We start from the raw sequence: 16,034 nt of genomic DNA, 5'->3' as shown, positions 1-16,034 counted from the left end.
GTTTGATTGCTCTATAATTATTTTATGATAAAAAGTATAGCATAAGTATGATATACTTTTTATCATAAAATAATTAATTAGGTTTCACATGGAAAATAATGTTATTCCCCCAGACATATTAAAAATACAAAAAAAACTAGCCTCATTAAAAAAAGACTCTAGAAACTATAAGAAATACACAAAAATTCTAGCAAAACATATTAAATCTTTTTCTATGAAACAAAGAGTTAAATCACATATCAAAACTATTGAAACAGTTGAGAAAATACAAGAAGAAAAATAAAACCTTACAATTTGTAATAAAAATACATACTTTAAAAAAAATCTGCTAAAATTCTCACATAAATAAAAGAATAGAAATAAACATTAGGAAATAAAATGGACGATAATCAAAAAAAATCACTAGATTTAGCAATAAAACAAATTGATAAAGCATTTGGAAAAGGTACTTTAATTAGACTTGGGGATAAAGAAGTAATACCAACAGAAGCAATTAGTACAGGATCATTAGGTCTTGATTTAGCTTTAGGTGTTGGTGGTCTTCCACAAGGTAGAGTTATTGAGATTTATGGACCAGAATCTTCTGGTAAAACTACTTTAACACTTCATGCAATTGCTGAATGTCAAAAAGCTGGTGGTGTTTGTGCATTTATTGATGCAGAACATGCACTTGATACTGCATATGCTAAAAATCTTGGTGTTGATATTGATAATTTACTTGTATCTCAACCTGATTTTGGTGAGCAAGCTTTAGAGATATTAGAAACTGTTATAAGATCTGGAGCTGTTGATTTAGTTGTAATTGATTCAGTTGCAGCTTTAACTCCAAAAGTTGAGATTGATGGAGATATGGATGATCAACAAGTTGGTGTTCAAGCTAGACTTATGTCTAAGGCTTTAAGAAAAATTACTGGTTTATTAAATAAAATGCAATGTACTGTAATCTTTATTAACCAAATTAGAATGAAAATCGGTATGACAGGATATGGATCTCCTGAAACAACTACTGGTGGAAATGCACTTAAATTCTACTCTTCTGTAAGACTTGATATTAGAAGAATTGCAACACTTAAACAAGGTGACAATTCAATTGGAAATAGAGTTAAAGTAAAAGTTGTAAAAAATAAAGTAGCAGCTCCATTTAAACTAGCAGAATTTGACATTATGTTTGGCGAAGGAATTTCAAAAATGGGTGAGCTTGTTGATTATGGTGTTAAACTTGATATTGTTGATAAAGCCGGAGCTTGGTTCTCTTATGGTGATTCAAAGATTGGTCAAGGTAAAGAAAACTCTAAAGTATTCCTAAGAGATAACCCAGAAATTGCAAAAGAAATTGAAAACAAAATCTTAGCAGCTATGGGTGTAAATGATGAGATTCTTGAAGGAACTATTAAAGATCCAAAAGACAGCGAAGAAGACTAAAAAACTCTAGAAACAAAACTTTACAAAATCAAAGAGAAATTTCTCTTTGATTTCTATCTTACCCATCTTATTAATAACTAATAAAAATTATTTTTAACAAAGCAAACCAAAATCAAAATTTAGATATAATCATTCAAATTACAAGAATATAGGAGAACTACGTGGTATTTATTGACAATGTATACGCAGACGAAGTATTAGATTCAAGAGGAAACCCAACAGTTAGAGCTACTGTTGTTTTAAGTGATGGTACAAAACAAAGTGCTATCGTACCAAGTGGTGCAAGTACAGGTAAAAGAGAAGCATTAGAACTAAGAGATGGTGATGATAGATTTTTAGGTAAAGGTGTTTTAAAAGCAGTTGAAAATGTAAACACTCTTATTGCTGATGAATTAATGGGATTAAGCCCATTTAACCAAGCTGAAGTTGATGCAACAATGAAAGATATTGATGGAACACACAACTATGCAAAACTTGGAGCAAACGCTGTTTTAGGTGTATCTATGGCAGTTGCACGTGCTGCAGCAGCTTCTTTAAATATTCCATTATACAGATATTTAGGTGGTGCAAATGCAATGACTATGCCTGTTCCTATGTTTAATATCATAAATGGTGGAGAGCATGCTAACAACTCTGTTGATTTCCAAGAATATATGATTATGCCAGTTGGTTTTGAAAACTTCAACGAAGGTTTAAGAGCAACTGCAGAAATTTATCAGCACTTAAAAAAAGTAATTGATGAAATGGGTGAAAGTACAGCTGTTGGTGATGAGGGTGGATTTGCTCCAAACTTAAAATCAAACGAAGAGCCTTTAGAAGTAATTGTAAAAGCAATTGAAAAAGCTGGGTATGTTCCAGGTGAGCAAATTGCATTAGCACTAGATGTTGCTGCTTCTGAACTTATTAATGATAAAGGTCTTTACGTATTAAAATCAGAAAACAGAGAAATAACATCTGAAGAGCTTGTAAATTACTATGCTGATTTATGTGCTAAATATCCAATCGTTTCAATTGAAGATGGATTAAGTGAAGATGACTGGGATGGATGGAAAGTATTAACAGAAGTTCTAGGTGATAAAGTACAATTAGTTGGTGATGATTTATTTGTTACAAATGCTTCAATTTTAAATGAAGGTATTAACAAAAACATTGCAAACTCAATTTTAATTAAACCAAATCAAATTGGAACAGTTAGTGAAACTATGTTAACAATTAGATTAGCTCAAAGAAACAATTATAATTGTGTAATGTCACATAGATCTGGTGAGAGTGAAGATGCATTTATTGCTGATTTTGCTGTTGCATTAAATTGTGGTCAAATCAAAACTGGTTCAACTGCTAGAAGTGATAGAATCGCTAAATATAATAGATTATTAGAAATCGGTGCAGAAATTGGTTATGCAGAATATTTAGGGAAAACACCTTTTTCTAAATAATTAAGTATTTATGAAAAACTTTTTACGTAGTTACAAGAAATTTATAGCAATTGCAATAGCCTCTATTGCTCTTACTATATTTCTTTCTTATCACGTAGCAAATACGCTTTTTGGAAAAAGCTCTTTAGAAGTTTACAACTCTTTAAAAAACAAGAAAACTTATTTAGAAAAAGAGATTGTAAGACTTCAAGAAGATAATGCATATTTACAAAAAGAATATTTTGAATTAAAAAATCTGGAGCCAGAAGAATGAAAACTTTATTTTTATTTACATTAACACTAGTTTTAGCATTAAATTTAAATGCTAGAGAGAATCCATTTGAAGCAACAAATGCTTATGAAGAAGAAGCAGCAAGAATTATTGAGCAAAATGAAATTGATCAAAACTCAATTAATGAAGAAGCTTACATAAAAGAAATGCAAGAAAAAATGTCAAAAGTTTCTGACAAACCAAAAGAAGATGCAAATAAGAATAAAGTTAAAGAAGCTGTAAAGAAATTAAAACCAGCTTTAAAAGTTGAAAAAACTTATACGAAAAAAGAAGTAAAAAAGTTAATCAAAAAAGCACAAGTTCAATCAGAAAGTAAAGTAAAAAAACTTGTAGAAAAAGAGCTTGAAAAAACAAAAGTAGTTGAACCAAAACAAGTAGTTTATTTAAAACCTAGAACAGATATTATTGATGATGAAGAAGTAATTAAAGCAAAAATGAAAACAAAAATGCTTTTAGATTTTATTAAAGTAGAATATAATGATTCTCAAATTACTATTCATACAAAAGATGCTGTATCAAAAAAATTCACTCTTGAAAAAGAGAATAAAATCATTATAGATTATAAAGCTAAAAAGAATTTTTATACAAAAAGAGATACATTAGAGTCAACAAACTTTAAAAAAATTGCCGTAGGTAATCATAAAAAAGAGAACTTCTATAGAGTTGTAATTCTTTTAGAAAATAAACCATCAACTTATAATGTTGATTATAAAGATGGTTTAATTACTATTTTCTCTTCTACTAATTAAATTAGCAAAAAACTTTATTAGAATCATTACTATTAATACTTCTAATATTGCTGCTAAAATAAACGCATAGTAATATTCTTGATCAATCGTATGATTGTTATAAGCAAGAGTTGTAACTGCAATTAAAAGTGTGATAGGCATTGAGTGTGTAAGTCCTATCATATAAAACTTATTCCATCCCATTTCTTGTATAAATAACATTGAAGCCACAAATCTAATAAAAATCATAGCAGCTACTATTAATAAAGCTTTTTGAAGTAAGCCATCTTGAACTAATGCACTTAGCTCAAAAGATGCTCCTACAGATATAAAGAAAATAGGAACAAGCCAACCAAAGCCAAAGCTTTCTAGTTTATGAGGCAACTGCTTGTTATGCTTTTCAAAGAATGTTGTAATAAACATTCCTGCAATAAATGCTCCAAATGCAACTTTTAAATTAAGTAACATCATAACTGCAATCATTAAGAAAAATATAGACATTGAAATTCTTATATCTTGCTCTTGATGATCTTTTTCTGGCATTAAATAAGCTTTAATCTCAGGAAACCACCAAATAAGATTATGAAATACTTTATAGATAATAATCATTGAAATTAAGAACATTACAAATAAGAACATAGTTCTATAAAACTGCTCTCCCATTCCAAACTCTAATGCAGCTGATACTGTAGTTAATGCAAAGATTGATACAATCTCACCGATTAAGCCAACAAGGATTGAAAGCCGAATCCATTCAACATCGCCATACTCTTTTTTTAAAGCAGCTAATAATCCAATAGATATTAAAGGCAAAATAACAATAAATATATATCCAACATCTAAATAAAAGGTAATTAATGCGGATAATGAAAATAAAATGACATTATAAATAAGAGATTTTTTCAATATTGTAGGAGAGATATTTATAATCTTTTTTAAATCTATTTCAAGACCTGCTAAAAACATCAGATATAAAAAACCTAGCTTTGAAGCAAGGTCTAAAATGGCATGATCCATAATAAATGCAAAGTAACCTGCAAGTGCCCCTAGCATTATTTCAACAGTAATAGATGGAAGTCTAAGTGTTCTAGCAACTAGTGGAGAAATAAAGATAATTAATGATATTGATATAATTATTAATATTTCTTCACTCATTTAATACCTACTTCTCTTCTGCCATTTTTACTACATGCTTAGCAATTTTAAAGCCTTGAGCTTCTAATTCAGCAACATCATCTTTTGGAGTTTTACCAGCAGTTGTTAAATAATCACCAATAACAAAGGCATTAGCACCTCTATTGAAGATTTCATACTGTTCATCACCAAACATTAACTCTCTTCCACCTGCAACCATAATTTTATGAGCATTTGGAATCATTTCTCTTGCTAATGTAATTAAATCAAAAGCTTCTTCTCTTGAAATTGTGTTTTCAACAATTGGTAAAGCTTCATTTGGATGGAAAAAGTTTAAAGGTACATTCATAGGATCTAATGATGCGATTGATTTAATCATAGAAATTCTATCTTCTTGAGTCTCACCCATTCCAAAGATTCCACCACAAACAAGTTGAAGCCCAGCTTCTTTAACATTTAAACATGTTTGATATCTATCATCCCAAGGATGTGTAGTACAAATTGATGGATAAAAATCTCTTGAAGTTTCTAAGTTGTGGTTATAATTATCAACACCTGCAGCTTTTAATTCTTTTAATTGCTCAACAGAAGCTGTACCATTACATGCAATTAATCTTAATCCTAAGTTTTCAGCTTTTACAGCCTTTGCAGCTTGTGCAATAAACTTAGTTTTCTTATCCGTTAGTCCAAGTCCCGCTGTTACTAAACAAAAGCCAACAGCTCCATTTTCTCTAGCAATTCTTGCTTCTTTTACAATTTGCTCAATTTCTTTTAATTTATATCTTTGAATATCTGCTTTGTATCTAACACTTTGTGTACAGAATTTACAGTCTTCATTACAAGTACCACTTTCTGCGTTACATATTGCACATAAAAAAATTTCATCAGTTTTTTCGAATTTATCGCTCATATTTATACTCTTCTTTCTCATAATTGTTTTTATTTATATCTTTAAAATAGTGTGAGATTATATACTCATTTTCATTAATTTCAAGTAGTGCACACTCAATATGAGGCTTTTCTCTAGCACATACTTCTCCTGGATTTATAAATAGTGTATTATTTTTATACTCACATTCAAATATATGAGTATGTCCAAAAATTACTATATTTGAATCAGGACTTAAGTGATATGGCATATGCATTAATTTAAATGTAATATCTTTTATTTTGAAATAATATGGTTCTTGCTTAATAACATATTTATTAGAAACAGCAACTAAATTCATATCATTATTTCCAAAAACGCTTACATAAGGTAATTTTGATTCAACTAAAAGTTCAAGATTTTTTTCAATACATAAATCACCTGCATGAATTAAATACTGACAACCTTTTTCTTTTAGTAAATCAATTACTTCTTTAGTATAGTCACTTTTGAAGTGACTATCAGAGAGAATTCCTATTTTCATTATTTTTTAGCGGCTGGCTTTTTTGTAGCAGTTTTCTTAGCAGGTGCTTTTTTAGTAGTAGTTTTCTTTGCTGGCGCTTTTTTTGCTGTTGTCTTTTTAGCAGCTGGTTTCTTTGCTGCTGTTTTTTTAACAGGCTCTTTTTTACTACCTTTTGATTTTGGGTCTTTTGCAATAATTTCTTCACATTGCTCTAGAGTTAAATCTTCTGCTTCCATACCTTTTGGAATTTTAAAGTTTTTTCTACCTTGCTTAATATAAGGTCCATATCTTCCAATTAGTACATGTATTTTTTCTTTTTCAAATACTTTTATTGTAGCTTTTGCTTTTGCTTCTGTTATTTCTTGAATTACTTCTAATGCACGTGGCAACTCAATTGTATAAGGATCATCTTCTTTTAATGAGAAGTATGCACTTTTAACTTGTAAATATGGTCCAAATCTCCCAATATTTGCTTTAATATCTTCGCCATCTTTATTTTGTCCTACAACTCTTGGAAGTGTGAATAGAAATAACGCTTCTTCCATAGTAATAGTATCCATATTTAAATGCTTTGGAATTGCAACAAATTGTGGTTTTTCTTCATCATCTTTAGTTCCAATTTGAACAAAAGGACCAAATCTTCCAACTCTTGCACTCATAGGTTTTCCAGATTTTGGGTCAGTTCCTATTTCTCTAATTTGTAAATAATCTTCTTTATTTACAGTTTCTTCTTTTTCTTCGATAGTCTTTTTAAAGCCACCATAAAACTCTTGCATTACTTGTTCCCAAGCAATTTTACCTTCAGCAATATCATCGAATTCTTCTTCAATTTTTGCTGTAAACCCGAGATTTATTACATCTGAGAAATGGTCTGCTAAAAAGCTATTAACAATTTCACCAGTTGGTGTTGGAGCTAATTTTTTATCTTCAGTTTTTACAACATATTCTCTTTGTTGAATTGTTGAAATAGTTGGAGCATAAGTAGAAGGTCGTCCAATTCCTTCACTTTCTAACTTTTTAACTAAAGAAGCTTCTGTATATCTTGCAGGTGGTTTAGTGAATAATTGCTCTAAATCTAATTTTTCTAAGTTTAAAACAGTTCCAACTTTAATAGTTGGTAAAATCTTTTCAGTACTATCAAGTGCACCTTCTGGATTATCACTTCCTTCTGTATAAGCTTTCATAAACCCTGGGAAGATAATTCTTTGACCCTTAGTTTGGAATTCAAACTCTTTATCTTTTCCAGCTTGAATTTTATATGTTGTATTTGCAATTTGTGCAGGAGCCATTTGAGTAGCTAATGTTCTTTTCCAAATAAGACTATAAAGTTTGTATTGTGAATTATCAACAAATGCTTTTATATCACTTGGTTTTAAACTTAAATCAACAGGTCTAATTGCTTCGTGAGCTTCTTGTGCTCCTTTTGCTTTTGACTTATATGCTCTTGGCTTAGCTAATGAATACTCTTTTCCATATTCAGCTTCAATTACTTGTTTTGCAGCACTAGTTGCAACTTTAGAAAGATTTAGTGAATCTGTTCTCATATAAGTGATTAAACCACCTGTATGACCTGGAATATTTCCTACATTTCCTTCATAAAGTTGTTGAGCAATAATCATTGTTTGCTTAACTGAATATCCAAGTTTTCTAGAAGCTTCTTGTTGTAATGTAGAAGTTGTAAATGGAGCTGCTGGATTTCTCTTTGAATCTTTTTCTTCAATATCATTTAATAAAAAGTTTCCAAGTTTTATAGAAGCTTCAATCTCTTTAGCTTGTGCTTCATTCGTAACTTTTGTATTTTTACCATTTATTTTAGCTAGTTCTGATTTTAATTCAGGATCAGAAAATTCAGATTTAATTTTCCAGTACTCTTCTGGTTTAAACTCTTTAATTTCATTTTCTCTATCAACAATGATTTTAACAGCAACAGACTGAACACGCCCTGCAGATAATCCATATCTTACTTTTCTCCATAATAATGGTGAAAGTTCATATCCAACAGCACGATCAAGAATTCTTCTTGCTTGTTGCGCATCTACTAAATGCTGATCAACTTCTCTTGGGTTTTCTAAGGCTTTTAAAATTGCATCTTTAGTAATCTCATGAAATACAATTCTTTTAATAGGGTTATTTTCGATTTTTAAAGCAGGAATTAAATGCCAAGCAATTGCTTCCCCTTCCCTATCCTCATCGGCCGCTAGGTAAATTGTAGTATCTTTATTAATATGTTTTTTTAAATCAGTGATGACTTTCTTTTTATCAGTAGAAATTAAATATTTAGGTTTGAAGTTATCTGCTGGATCAAATCCAAGTTTTGACTTTGGTAAATCTCTTACATGTCCCATTGATGCCATTACAACGTAATCGCTTCCTAAAAATTTTGATATTGTTTTTGCTTTCGCAGGTGACTCTACTATTACTAAATTCTTCACTAAAAAAAACCTTATATTATTTTGAATTTTTGCATTCTAACATAAATTAATTAATATTACTAATAAATTATGATTTCAACTTTTATATCTATATTAAATTGCTGTTTTATTTTACTCTTTGCTAGATTGATTAAATATAGGGCATCTTCATATGTACCTTTTCCATTATTAACCAAAAAGTTTGCATGCTGTGATGAAAAAGACATATCACCTTTTGCAAGCCCTTTTAAACCAATTTCTTCTATTAATCTTCCAGCAAAATCATTATCTGGGTTTACAAAACATGAACCTGCACTTGGCATATGTGGTTGATTGTCTCTCATTTTATTAAATTGTTTTAACATGTCTTTTGAAAAGCCATGTGTTATATTAAACACTACTTCATAAACTATTGTATCTATTTTTGTATGTCTATATGAATAGTCTATATCTTCTTTTTTGATATAGCCATCTTTTGTTTTTATTGAATGAACATAATTAAAAACTTCCCAAGATTTTAAACCTGCATTCATTTTAACCAAACCACCCATATTTCCAGGAAGTTTTGCTAGAAACTCTAAATCTGCAATATCATTATTTCTTGTGTAAGTGAGTAATTTACCTGATGTTGTTGCACATCCAACATAAAGTAAATCGCCCTCTTGTCTTATATAATCAAACTCTTCACCTAATATTGCGAATTTCGGATGATTAGGACCTACAAGTGTATTATTACATCGTCCCATAATTTGATAATCTTTATAGTCATCAATTTTATTTATCACTAAAACTTCAGCCTTGGGACCAATTTTAAGTGATGAGTATCTAGAAAAATCAATTTCTTTAAAGTAGTTTTCCATTACTATTTATTTTGCTCTTAATTCTTCATATTCACTTGGTATTAAAAACTCTTGTGATTTCACTAAGTTTTCATAAAAACCGTGCTTATGCCCAAGTTCAAAAAGTTTGTCTAATGCTTTATATTGAATGGGACTGAGTTCTACTGAGTTATCATTTGCATAAAGATCCAAGTATGTATCTAAAGTTTTAGCATCAACTCGAATAAGACCTTCATCTATTAACATTGGAGCTAATACTTTTCTATTTTTATTTGCAACATCAACTGCTTTTATTAAAGTGTTTTCATAATCAATTGCACTATGAAGAGGAATTGAACGTCTAATACACATTCCACCTAAAGGTAATGGTAAATCTCCTCCACTTAACTCAACCCAAACATCCCATAATTCTTTTTCTACTTCAAGTTGCTCACTGAAGTTTAAAATTGATTCATGAATTAAAACACCTGCATCAACTGTTCCATCAATTACAGCTTGTTCAATTTCTAAGAAGTTCATATATGTTATTCTAGCTTCTGGATAAGCGATTTTAAATAGTAAACCATTAGTAGTAAATTCACCGCTAAGAGCTACTTTAAAATTCTTTTTAAGTCTAATACCTTTTTTCTTAATTAATTTTGGTCCATAACCTTCGCCAAAAGAAACTGCAGTTTTAAGTAATGCATAATCATCTTTTATAAAAGGATATAAAGCAAAAGAAATTGCACAAATATCATATTCACCTTTTAAAGTAGCTTGATTTAATGTTTCAATATCATCTGCAATATTTGTAAAATTTGCATCTTTAGGTCTTACCCAACCAAACTTGATTGCATAGTACATAAATATATCATCAGCATCCGGAGAGTGTGCAACACTTATAGTTTTCAATATCGTGTCCTTAAAATTTATTACTGTGATTGTATCAGGTTGTGGTTTATGCTTTGGTTATGTGAGAGTTTATAGTTTATATTCAAGTTTAAGTTTTTTAATAAGTTCAAATACTTTTTCTGAATATTTAATACCTGTTTTACTATTATAATTCCAACCAGTATTATAACTTGACCATGTTTTAAACCAATTGTCTTTATGTACTTTCTTCCAGTATTTTAATTCTATAATTGCATTTGCTGTAGCAAAACCTACATCGTTTATTAGTTTTTGAGCATAAATACTTCTATTATATGAATTGTCTTTTACTTTTTGCCTTTTTAAAACCGTCTTGATATTTGCTTGAAAGAGTCCATAATCTTCACTTTTTGAGTTTATTACATATTTCCCTAGAGAGGATTCTTTTATTGCTATTGCCATTAGTGAATACTTCATCATTTTATCATCTGTAAGGGATTTTAATTTTTTTAAAATCACAATATCATTTTGTGTGAGATTTAAAGAGTTTGAAAAAAGAAAAGAAAAAGAGAGTATAAAACTAATAAATATTTTTTTCATAAATTAATTTTACAATAATTCTAAGCATTTTAGTAAATGCTTAGAATATTTATTTAAAATCCTGCGTTTGTAACGTAGTAATTTATCATTTCTAATAATGGTTCAATTGTTAATACTGAAATAATTGCTAAAAATACACAAATACCAATAACAGATTTCATAGGTGTTGTAGCATTTTGCATAAATTTATCATTTGCACCTTCAATTGGGTCTTTTAAGAACATATAAGAAATTGGTCTTAAATAGTAATAAGCAGCAATTGCAGAGTTAAGTACAATAATAACAGCTAGTGCAATTTGTCCTGCATTTACTGAACTAGCTACTAAATACATTTTTCCCCAGAATAATGCAAATGGAGGAAGTCCTGTTAGTGCAAAAAGGAACATTGCAAGAATAGAAGCTGCAAATGGTGAAATTTGTACTAATCCAGAATATTTCTCAAAAGTATATGGTGATTCATAATCTTTTGATTCTTTACCTCTATTTAACCATAACATACCAAAAGCACCAAAGTTAGTAATTGTAAATAAAATCCAATATAAAAATAATGCTGTTGTAGCTTGTGTAGTTCCTATATAAACAGCAGCCATTGCCATACCTGCATTTGAAATAGAAGAGTATGCTAGCATTCTTTTTATATCTGTTTGATGCAGTGCTATTAAGTTTGGAACTGTAATTGTTAAGACAATTGTAGTGTAAAGCATAGTTTTAATAATAATATCATCACTTGCAATAAACACTTCAAAGAATCTAATAGCAACTACAAAACCTGCCATTTTTGGAACAACTGATAAGAATCCTGCCATTGCAGAAGTTGAACCTCTATAAACATCAGGAACCCATACGTGATATGGGAATAATGATAATTTAAATCCTAAGGCTGCAAACATAAATACAAATCCAGTTAAAACAAATACGTAGTTTGAATAGTTTTCACTTGATAAGAAATTTTCTTGAACAATAATTGCAGAAATTTGTGATAAATCTAAACTTCCTGTAAGTGCATAAAAAATCATCGAACCAAAGGCAAAGAATCCTGCTGCTAATGCACCCATTGTAAAGTACTTAACAGATGCTTCAATTGATGTCATTTTATTATGCATTGCAATCATTACATATAAAGATAATGATGCTGTTTCTAATCCTAAGAAAATTAAAATTAAAGAATCAGAACTTACCATAAATTGGAATCCAGCAACTGCAAATAAATAAAGTGCAAAGAATTCTGCGTATCTAAATTCTTGGAATCTTAAATTTGATAATGAAAGAAAAATAAATAGTATTGCACCACCAATGATAATACATTGAGACAATATTGCAATTCCATCAAGCATGATTAAATCAAACATTCCATCAGGACTTCCATTAAAAGCAAGAAGCGTAAATAAATCAAATACTAAAAATAGTACTACTAAAATTACATATAAAGATTTATGTTTTTCTTTATTAAAAAGGTCAGTTAATAAAATACTAATAGCACCAATAATTGCTATTAGCATTGGTGCTAATGTTCCTAGGTTTAAAGAAGCTATGTTAATTGAAATAGGTTCCATTATTTAACCTCCCCTATTGTATTTAGTTCACGTAATCTATCTTTTGTTTTTTGTTCAACAGATTTAACATCCATTATTTTAATTACTTTTTGAACTGAAACATCAAGTGGTTCTAAGATAACTTTTGGATAAACACCTAAAGATATAATTAAAAATACTAAAGAACCTAAAGCTAAAAGTTCACGTCCATGAATATCTTTCATATCTTTGTTTTCTTTTTTAAGTAATTCTCCAAAGAATGTTCTTTTGTACATAGATAACATATAAACCGCACTTAAAACAATTGTTAAAGATGCAATAAATGTTAAGAATGGAGATACTTTAAAGAATCCAAGTAGGGATAAAAACTCACCAATAAATCCAACTGTTAAAGGTAATCCAATAGAAGCCATTAAAACAACTGCATAAACTAATGCAAACATTGGCATATTCTTAGCTAATCCACCAAACTCTTTTATCATCTTAGTTTTTCTTCTATCGTATAAAACTCCAACACTCATGAATAGTGCACCAGATACAACACCATGCCCAATCATTAAGAATACTGCTCCACTTATACCTTCAGCATTTAAAGCAAATACTCCAAGAATAATTACACCCATGTGAGAAATTGAAGAGTAAGCAATCATTTGTTTCATATCTTCTTGCGCATATGCAACCATTGCTGTATAGATAATTGCAATGATCCCAAGTGTTGCCATAAACGGCATAAAATAAACACTCGCATCTGGAAATAATGGAAGTGAGAATCTTATAAATCCATATGTTTCCATTTTAAGTAATACAGCTGCTAATACAATAGATCCAATTGTTGGTGCTTGACTGTGTGCAAGTGGTAACCATGTATGAAATGGAAACATTGGTACTTTAACTGCAAATCCAAAGAAGAAAGCAATAAATAGCCATAATTGAACATCAAATGGTAAAACAACACTATACCAATCAAGTAAATTAAAGCTCCATACTCCAGTTGTTTCATGGTAGATATATCCAAAATATAACATACCAATAAGCATGATTAATGAACCTATAAATGTATATAAGAAGAATTTAATAGCCGCTTTAAATCTTTTTTCAGCTCCCCAAAATCCAATAATATAAAACATAGGAATTAGTGTTAATTCCCAAAAAATATAGAACATAATTAAATCAAGCGATACAAAAACTCCAACCATAGTCATTTCAAGGTAAAGAATTGTAATAATTAAATTTTTAACTGCTCTTTTTTCTGTAAGTCCAATTACTGCAATCATTGTCATAAATGTAATCATAATAATTAAGAATAATGAAACACCATCAACTCCAACAACATAATTAATTCCGTAAGAGCTAATCAGTGGTAATGTTTGAACAAATTGCATTTGTGCAACACTTGAATCAAATTCATTCCATAATAATAAAGCTAATACAAACTCAACAATTGTAACAACAACACCAAACTGACGCATAGAATCTTTATGAATCATAAATCCTACAGTAGCTGCGGCTGCTGGGAAAAATATCAGCATAGATAAAATATTTTCCATTTATTTAGCCCCTCCAAATAATGATAATACTAAGGCAAGAACTAATCCTAAAATAAGTCCTAAAACCATTAGTCTAAGCGATGATGATAAGTTTCCTGATTGAATAACTCTTGCTTTTTCACCCAATTTATAAATTGAGCTTGCAATTCTTTCAATTGTATTATCAATTATTTTTGTTTCAATAACATCAAATACCCAAACAGAAAGTTTGTAATATGGTTTAGTAACAAAGTTTTCATAAAACTGTGGAACATAATATTGGTTTGATAAAAGTTTATAAATACCTTTTTCTTCCCATTCTTTTGAGAAACCACCATTTTTATATTTAACTACAGCATACACAATTCCACCAATTGCAATAGCACTTGTTACTAAGATTAAAATCCAAGCAGTAGAGTGAGCCATATTATTAGCTTCCCATGTTGGTAAAGTTTTTGTTACAAAATCAATAAATCCATGCTCAAACCATCCAGCAATTACTGCTAAAATAGCTAATGGAATCATTGCTGCTATTACAAAACCTTTTGCTTCATGAGGATGATATTCTTCGCTTGAATAATTTTGCTCTCCATGGAACACTTTCATTACAAGTCTAAATGAATAAAAAGCAGTTAACCCCGCTGTTATCCATAAAACAATCCATAAACCATAAGATTCAGCATTAAAAGCAGCTTCCAAAATCTTATCTTTTGAGAAGAAACCTGCTAATGGGAAAATCCCAGCAAGTGCTAAAGATGCAATTGCCATAATAATTGAAGTAGATTTCATCTTAGAGTGTAAGCCACCCATTTTTCTAATATCAAGTTCATCATTCATAGCATGCATAACATTACCAGCACCTAAGAATAATACTGATTTAAAGAAGGCATGAGTTGCTAAATGAAATAATGCAACCCAATAAGCTCCAAGACCAGCAGCAACAAACATATATCCTAATTGTGATAATGTTGAATAAGCAATAATTCTTTTCATATCATTATGAACAAGTGCCATTGATGCTGCAAATATTGCAACAAATGCACCAAGACAAGCAATACCATATCCAACTTCAGGAACTAGTGCATATAATTCATTTGATCTTACAACTAAGTAAACACCAGCTGTTACCATAGTAGCAGCATGAATTAAGGCAGATACAGGTGTAGGACCTTCCATTGCATCTGCAAGCCATGTATGAAGTGGGAACTGAGCTGATTTACCCATTGCTCCTACAAATAATAACACACCAATCCAAGCAATAGTACTATATTCTAAAGTTCCAATAGTATCAAATACAACAGAATATTGTAAAGAACCTAAGTTCCAGTAAATTAAGAACATACCAAGTAAAAGACCTAAGTCTCCTACTCTATTCATAATAAACGCTTCATTTGCAGCCCAAGATGCAGATTCTTTTTTATACCAAAAACCAATCAATAGCCATGAACAAACTCCAACACCTTCCCATCCAATAAATAAAACAGCAAAGTTGTCACTCATTACAAGCACAAGCATTGAGAACACAAAAGCAGAAAGGTACGAGAAATACCTATTAAATCCATCGTCATGTTCCATATAACCAATTGAATGAATATGAACCATTGTTGAAACAACAGTTACAACAGACATCATTACTACACTTACATGATCAACTACAAAACCAAAAGGAATATTTAAATTACCTGCTTGTATCCAGTCAAATAAAGTTACATTTATAACAGTATCTGTTGAGTAAACAAACGAAAGTAAGTTTAAAGATGCAAACATTGAAACTGCTAACATAAAAGATGTAAACCATCCTGTAAAGGCAATTTTTCCTCTCATTGAGAATAATGCAGCTACTAGTGATCCAACTAATGGGGCAAAAAGTGCTATATATACGTATTTTTCCATCC

15 protein-coding genes are annotated in these 16,034 nt (G+C 29.9%); 5 read left to right on the top strand and 10 right to left on the bottom strand.

What is annotated here, in order from left to right; translation table 11 throughout:
• Nucleotides 1-88 precede the first annotated feature (88 nt).
• The 5 genes from D3Z07_RS10585 to D3Z07_RS10565 all read left to right on the top strand — a co-directional run bounded on the left by D3Z07_RS10585 (nucleotide 89) and on the right by D3Z07_RS10565 (nucleotide 3,878).
• Nucleotides 89-283 carry a hypothetical protein gene (locus D3Z07_RS10585; protein ID WP_122893843.1) on the top strand — a complete coding sequence of 65 codons (195 nt, stop codon included), beginning with the start codon at nucleotides 89-91 and terminating at the stop codon, nucleotides 281-283.
• A gap of 95 nt (nucleotides 284-378) precedes the next feature.
• Nucleotides 379-1,422, top strand: a complete 1,044-nt coding sequence (gene recA, locus D3Z07_RS10580) for a recombinase RecA (RefSeq protein WP_076088875.1) — start codon at nucleotides 379-381, stop codon at nucleotides 1,420-1,422.
• A gap of 161 nt (nucleotides 1,423-1,583) precedes the next feature.
• On the top strand, nucleotides 1,584-2,858 hold the full coding sequence (gene eno, locus D3Z07_RS10575) for a phosphopyruvate hydratase (RefSeq protein ID WP_122893842.1): 1,275 nt from the start codon (nucleotides 1,584-1,586) through the stop codon (nucleotides 2,856-2,858).
• A gap of 10 nt (nucleotides 2,859-2,868) precedes the next feature.
• Entirely contained in the window at nucleotides 2,869-3,111 is a 243-nt protein-coding gene (locus D3Z07_RS10570) for a septum formation initiator (RefSeq protein WP_076088879.1), read from the top strand.
• Complete coding sequence (locus D3Z07_RS10565; RefSeq protein ID WP_122893841.1) at nucleotides 3,108-3,878, top strand: AMIN domain-containing protein; 771 nt, start codon at nucleotides 3,108-3,110, stop codon at nucleotides 3,876-3,878. The genes D3Z07_RS10570 and D3Z07_RS10565 overlap by 4 nt, the downstream gene beginning before the upstream one ends.
• Here the strand turns inward: D3Z07_RS10565 and D3Z07_RS10560 are convergent.
• From D3Z07_RS10560 to nuoL, 10 genes are all read right to left on the bottom strand, one after another.
• The gene (locus tag D3Z07_RS10560; protein ID WP_122893840.1) at nucleotides 3,849-5,012 is read right to left on the bottom strand and encodes a cation:proton antiporter; all 1,164 of its coding nucleotides are present in this window, start codon (nucleotides 5,010-5,012) and stop codon (nucleotides 3,849-3,851) included. The two genes, D3Z07_RS10565 and D3Z07_RS10560, sit on opposite strands and share 30 nt — an antisense overlap.
• Before the next feature lie 7 nt (nucleotides 5,013-5,019).
• The gene (locus tag D3Z07_RS10555) at nucleotides 5,020-5,901 is read right to left on the bottom strand and encodes a biotin synthase (protein ID WP_122893839.1); all 882 of its coding nucleotides are present in this window, start codon (nucleotides 5,899-5,901) and stop codon (nucleotides 5,020-5,022) included.
• Nucleotides 5,891-6,403 (bottom strand): metallophosphoesterase family protein, encoded by a 513-nt coding sequence (locus D3Z07_RS10550; RefSeq protein ID WP_076088887.1) that lies wholly within the window; start codon nucleotides 6,401-6,403, stop codon nucleotides 5,891-5,893. The genes D3Z07_RS10555 and D3Z07_RS10550 overlap by 11 nt, the downstream gene beginning before the upstream one ends.
• On the bottom strand, nucleotides 6,403-8,814 hold the full coding sequence (gene topA, locus D3Z07_RS10545; RefSeq protein ID WP_122893838.1) for a type I DNA topoisomerase: 2,412 nt from the start codon (nucleotides 8,812-8,814) through the stop codon (nucleotides 6,403-6,405). The genes D3Z07_RS10550 and topA overlap by 1 nt, the downstream gene beginning before the upstream one ends.
• Before the next feature lie 59 nt (nucleotides 8,815-8,873).
• The gene (locus tag D3Z07_RS10540) at nucleotides 8,874-9,653 is read right to left on the bottom strand and encodes a UDP-N-acetylmuramate dehydrogenase (RefSeq protein ID WP_076088891.1); all 780 of its coding nucleotides are present in this window, start codon (nucleotides 9,651-9,653) and stop codon (nucleotides 8,874-8,876) included.
• A 6-nt stretch (nucleotides 9,654-9,659) separates the two neighbouring features.
• Nucleotides 9,660-10,526 carry a menaquinone biosynthesis family protein gene (locus D3Z07_RS10535; RefSeq protein ID WP_122893837.1) on the bottom strand — a complete coding sequence of 289 codons (867 nt, stop codon included), beginning with the start codon at nucleotides 10,524-10,526 and terminating at the stop codon, nucleotides 9,660-9,662.
• Between the two features lie 66 nt (nucleotides 10,527-10,592).
• Nucleotides 10,593-11,081, bottom strand: coding sequence for a transglycosylase SLT domain-containing protein (locus D3Z07_RS10530; protein WP_122893836.1), 489 nt, complete (start codon nucleotides 11,079-11,081; stop codon nucleotides 10,593-10,595).
• A 53-nt stretch (nucleotides 11,082-11,134) separates the two neighbouring features.
• On the bottom strand, nucleotides 11,135-12,637 hold the full coding sequence (nuoN, locus tag D3Z07_RS10525) for an NADH-quinone oxidoreductase subunit NuoN (RefSeq protein WP_122893835.1): 1,503 nt from the start codon (nucleotides 12,635-12,637) through the stop codon (nucleotides 11,135-11,137).
• Complete coding sequence (locus D3Z07_RS10520; protein WP_076088899.1) at nucleotides 12,634-14,160, bottom strand: NADH-quinone oxidoreductase subunit M; 1,527 nt, start codon at nucleotides 14,158-14,160, stop codon at nucleotides 12,634-12,636. Before D3Z07_RS10520 ends, nuoN begins: the two co-directional genes overlap by 4 nt.
• Nucleotides 14,161-16,032 (bottom strand): NADH-quinone oxidoreductase subunit L, encoded by a 1,872-nt coding sequence (gene nuoL, locus D3Z07_RS10515; RefSeq protein WP_076088901.1) that lies wholly within the window; start codon nucleotides 16,030-16,032, stop codon nucleotides 14,161-14,163. It abuts the gene before it with no gap.
• Nucleotides 16,033-16,034 lie beyond the last annotated feature (2 nt).

Source organism: Arcobacter peruensis (genome assembly GCF_003711085.1).
Taxonomy (GTDB): Bacteria; Campylobacterota; Campylobacteria; order Campylobacterales; family Arcobacteraceae; genus Poseidonibacter; species Poseidonibacter parvus.
The sequence above is the reverse complement of the archived record's forward strand: the minus strand, read 5'-3'. Positions and strand labels throughout refer to the sequence as shown.

Bases quoted from the DNA above. Each gene is read 5' to 3' on its own strand.
- D3Z07_RS10565 (WP_122893841.1), top strand. From the start codon at position 3,108: ATGAAAACTTTATTTTTATTTACATTAACACTAGTTTTAGCATTAAAT.
- recA (WP_076088875.1), top strand. From the start codon at position 379: ATGGACGATAATCAAAAAAAATCACTAGATTTAGCAATAAAACAAATT.
- nuoL (WP_076088901.1), bottom strand. From the start codon at position 16,032: ATGGAAAAATACGTATATATAGCACTTTTTGCCCCATTAGTTGGATCA.
- D3Z07_RS10540 (WP_076088891.1), bottom strand. From the start codon at position 9,653: ATGGAAAACTACTTTAAAGAAATTGATTTTTCTAGATACTCATCACTT.
- D3Z07_RS10530 (WP_122893836.1), bottom strand. From the start codon at position 11,081: ATGAAAAAAATATTTATTAGTTTTATACTCTCTTTTTCTTTTCTTTTT.
- D3Z07_RS10520 (WP_076088899.1), bottom strand. From the start codon at position 14,160: ATGGAAAATATTTTATCTATGCTGATATTTTTCCCAGCAGCCGCAGCT.
- D3Z07_RS10560 (WP_122893840.1), bottom strand. From the start codon at position 5,012: ATGAGTGAAGAAATATTAATAATTATATCAATATCATTAATTATCTTT.
- D3Z07_RS10555 (WP_122893839.1), bottom strand. From the start codon at position 5,901: ATGAGCGATAAATTCGAAAAAACTGATGAAATTTTTTTATGTGCAATA.
- D3Z07_RS10585 (WP_122893843.1), top strand. From the start codon at position 89: ATGGAAAATAATGTTATTCCCCCAGACATATTAAAAATACAAAAAAAA.
- D3Z07_RS10550 (WP_076088887.1), bottom strand. From the start codon at position 6,403: ATGAAAATAGGAATTCTCTCTGATAGTCACTTCAAAAGTGACTATACT.
- D3Z07_RS10570 (WP_076088879.1), top strand. From the start codon at position 2,869: ATGAAAAACTTTTTACGTAGTTACAAGAAATTTATAGCAATTGCAATA.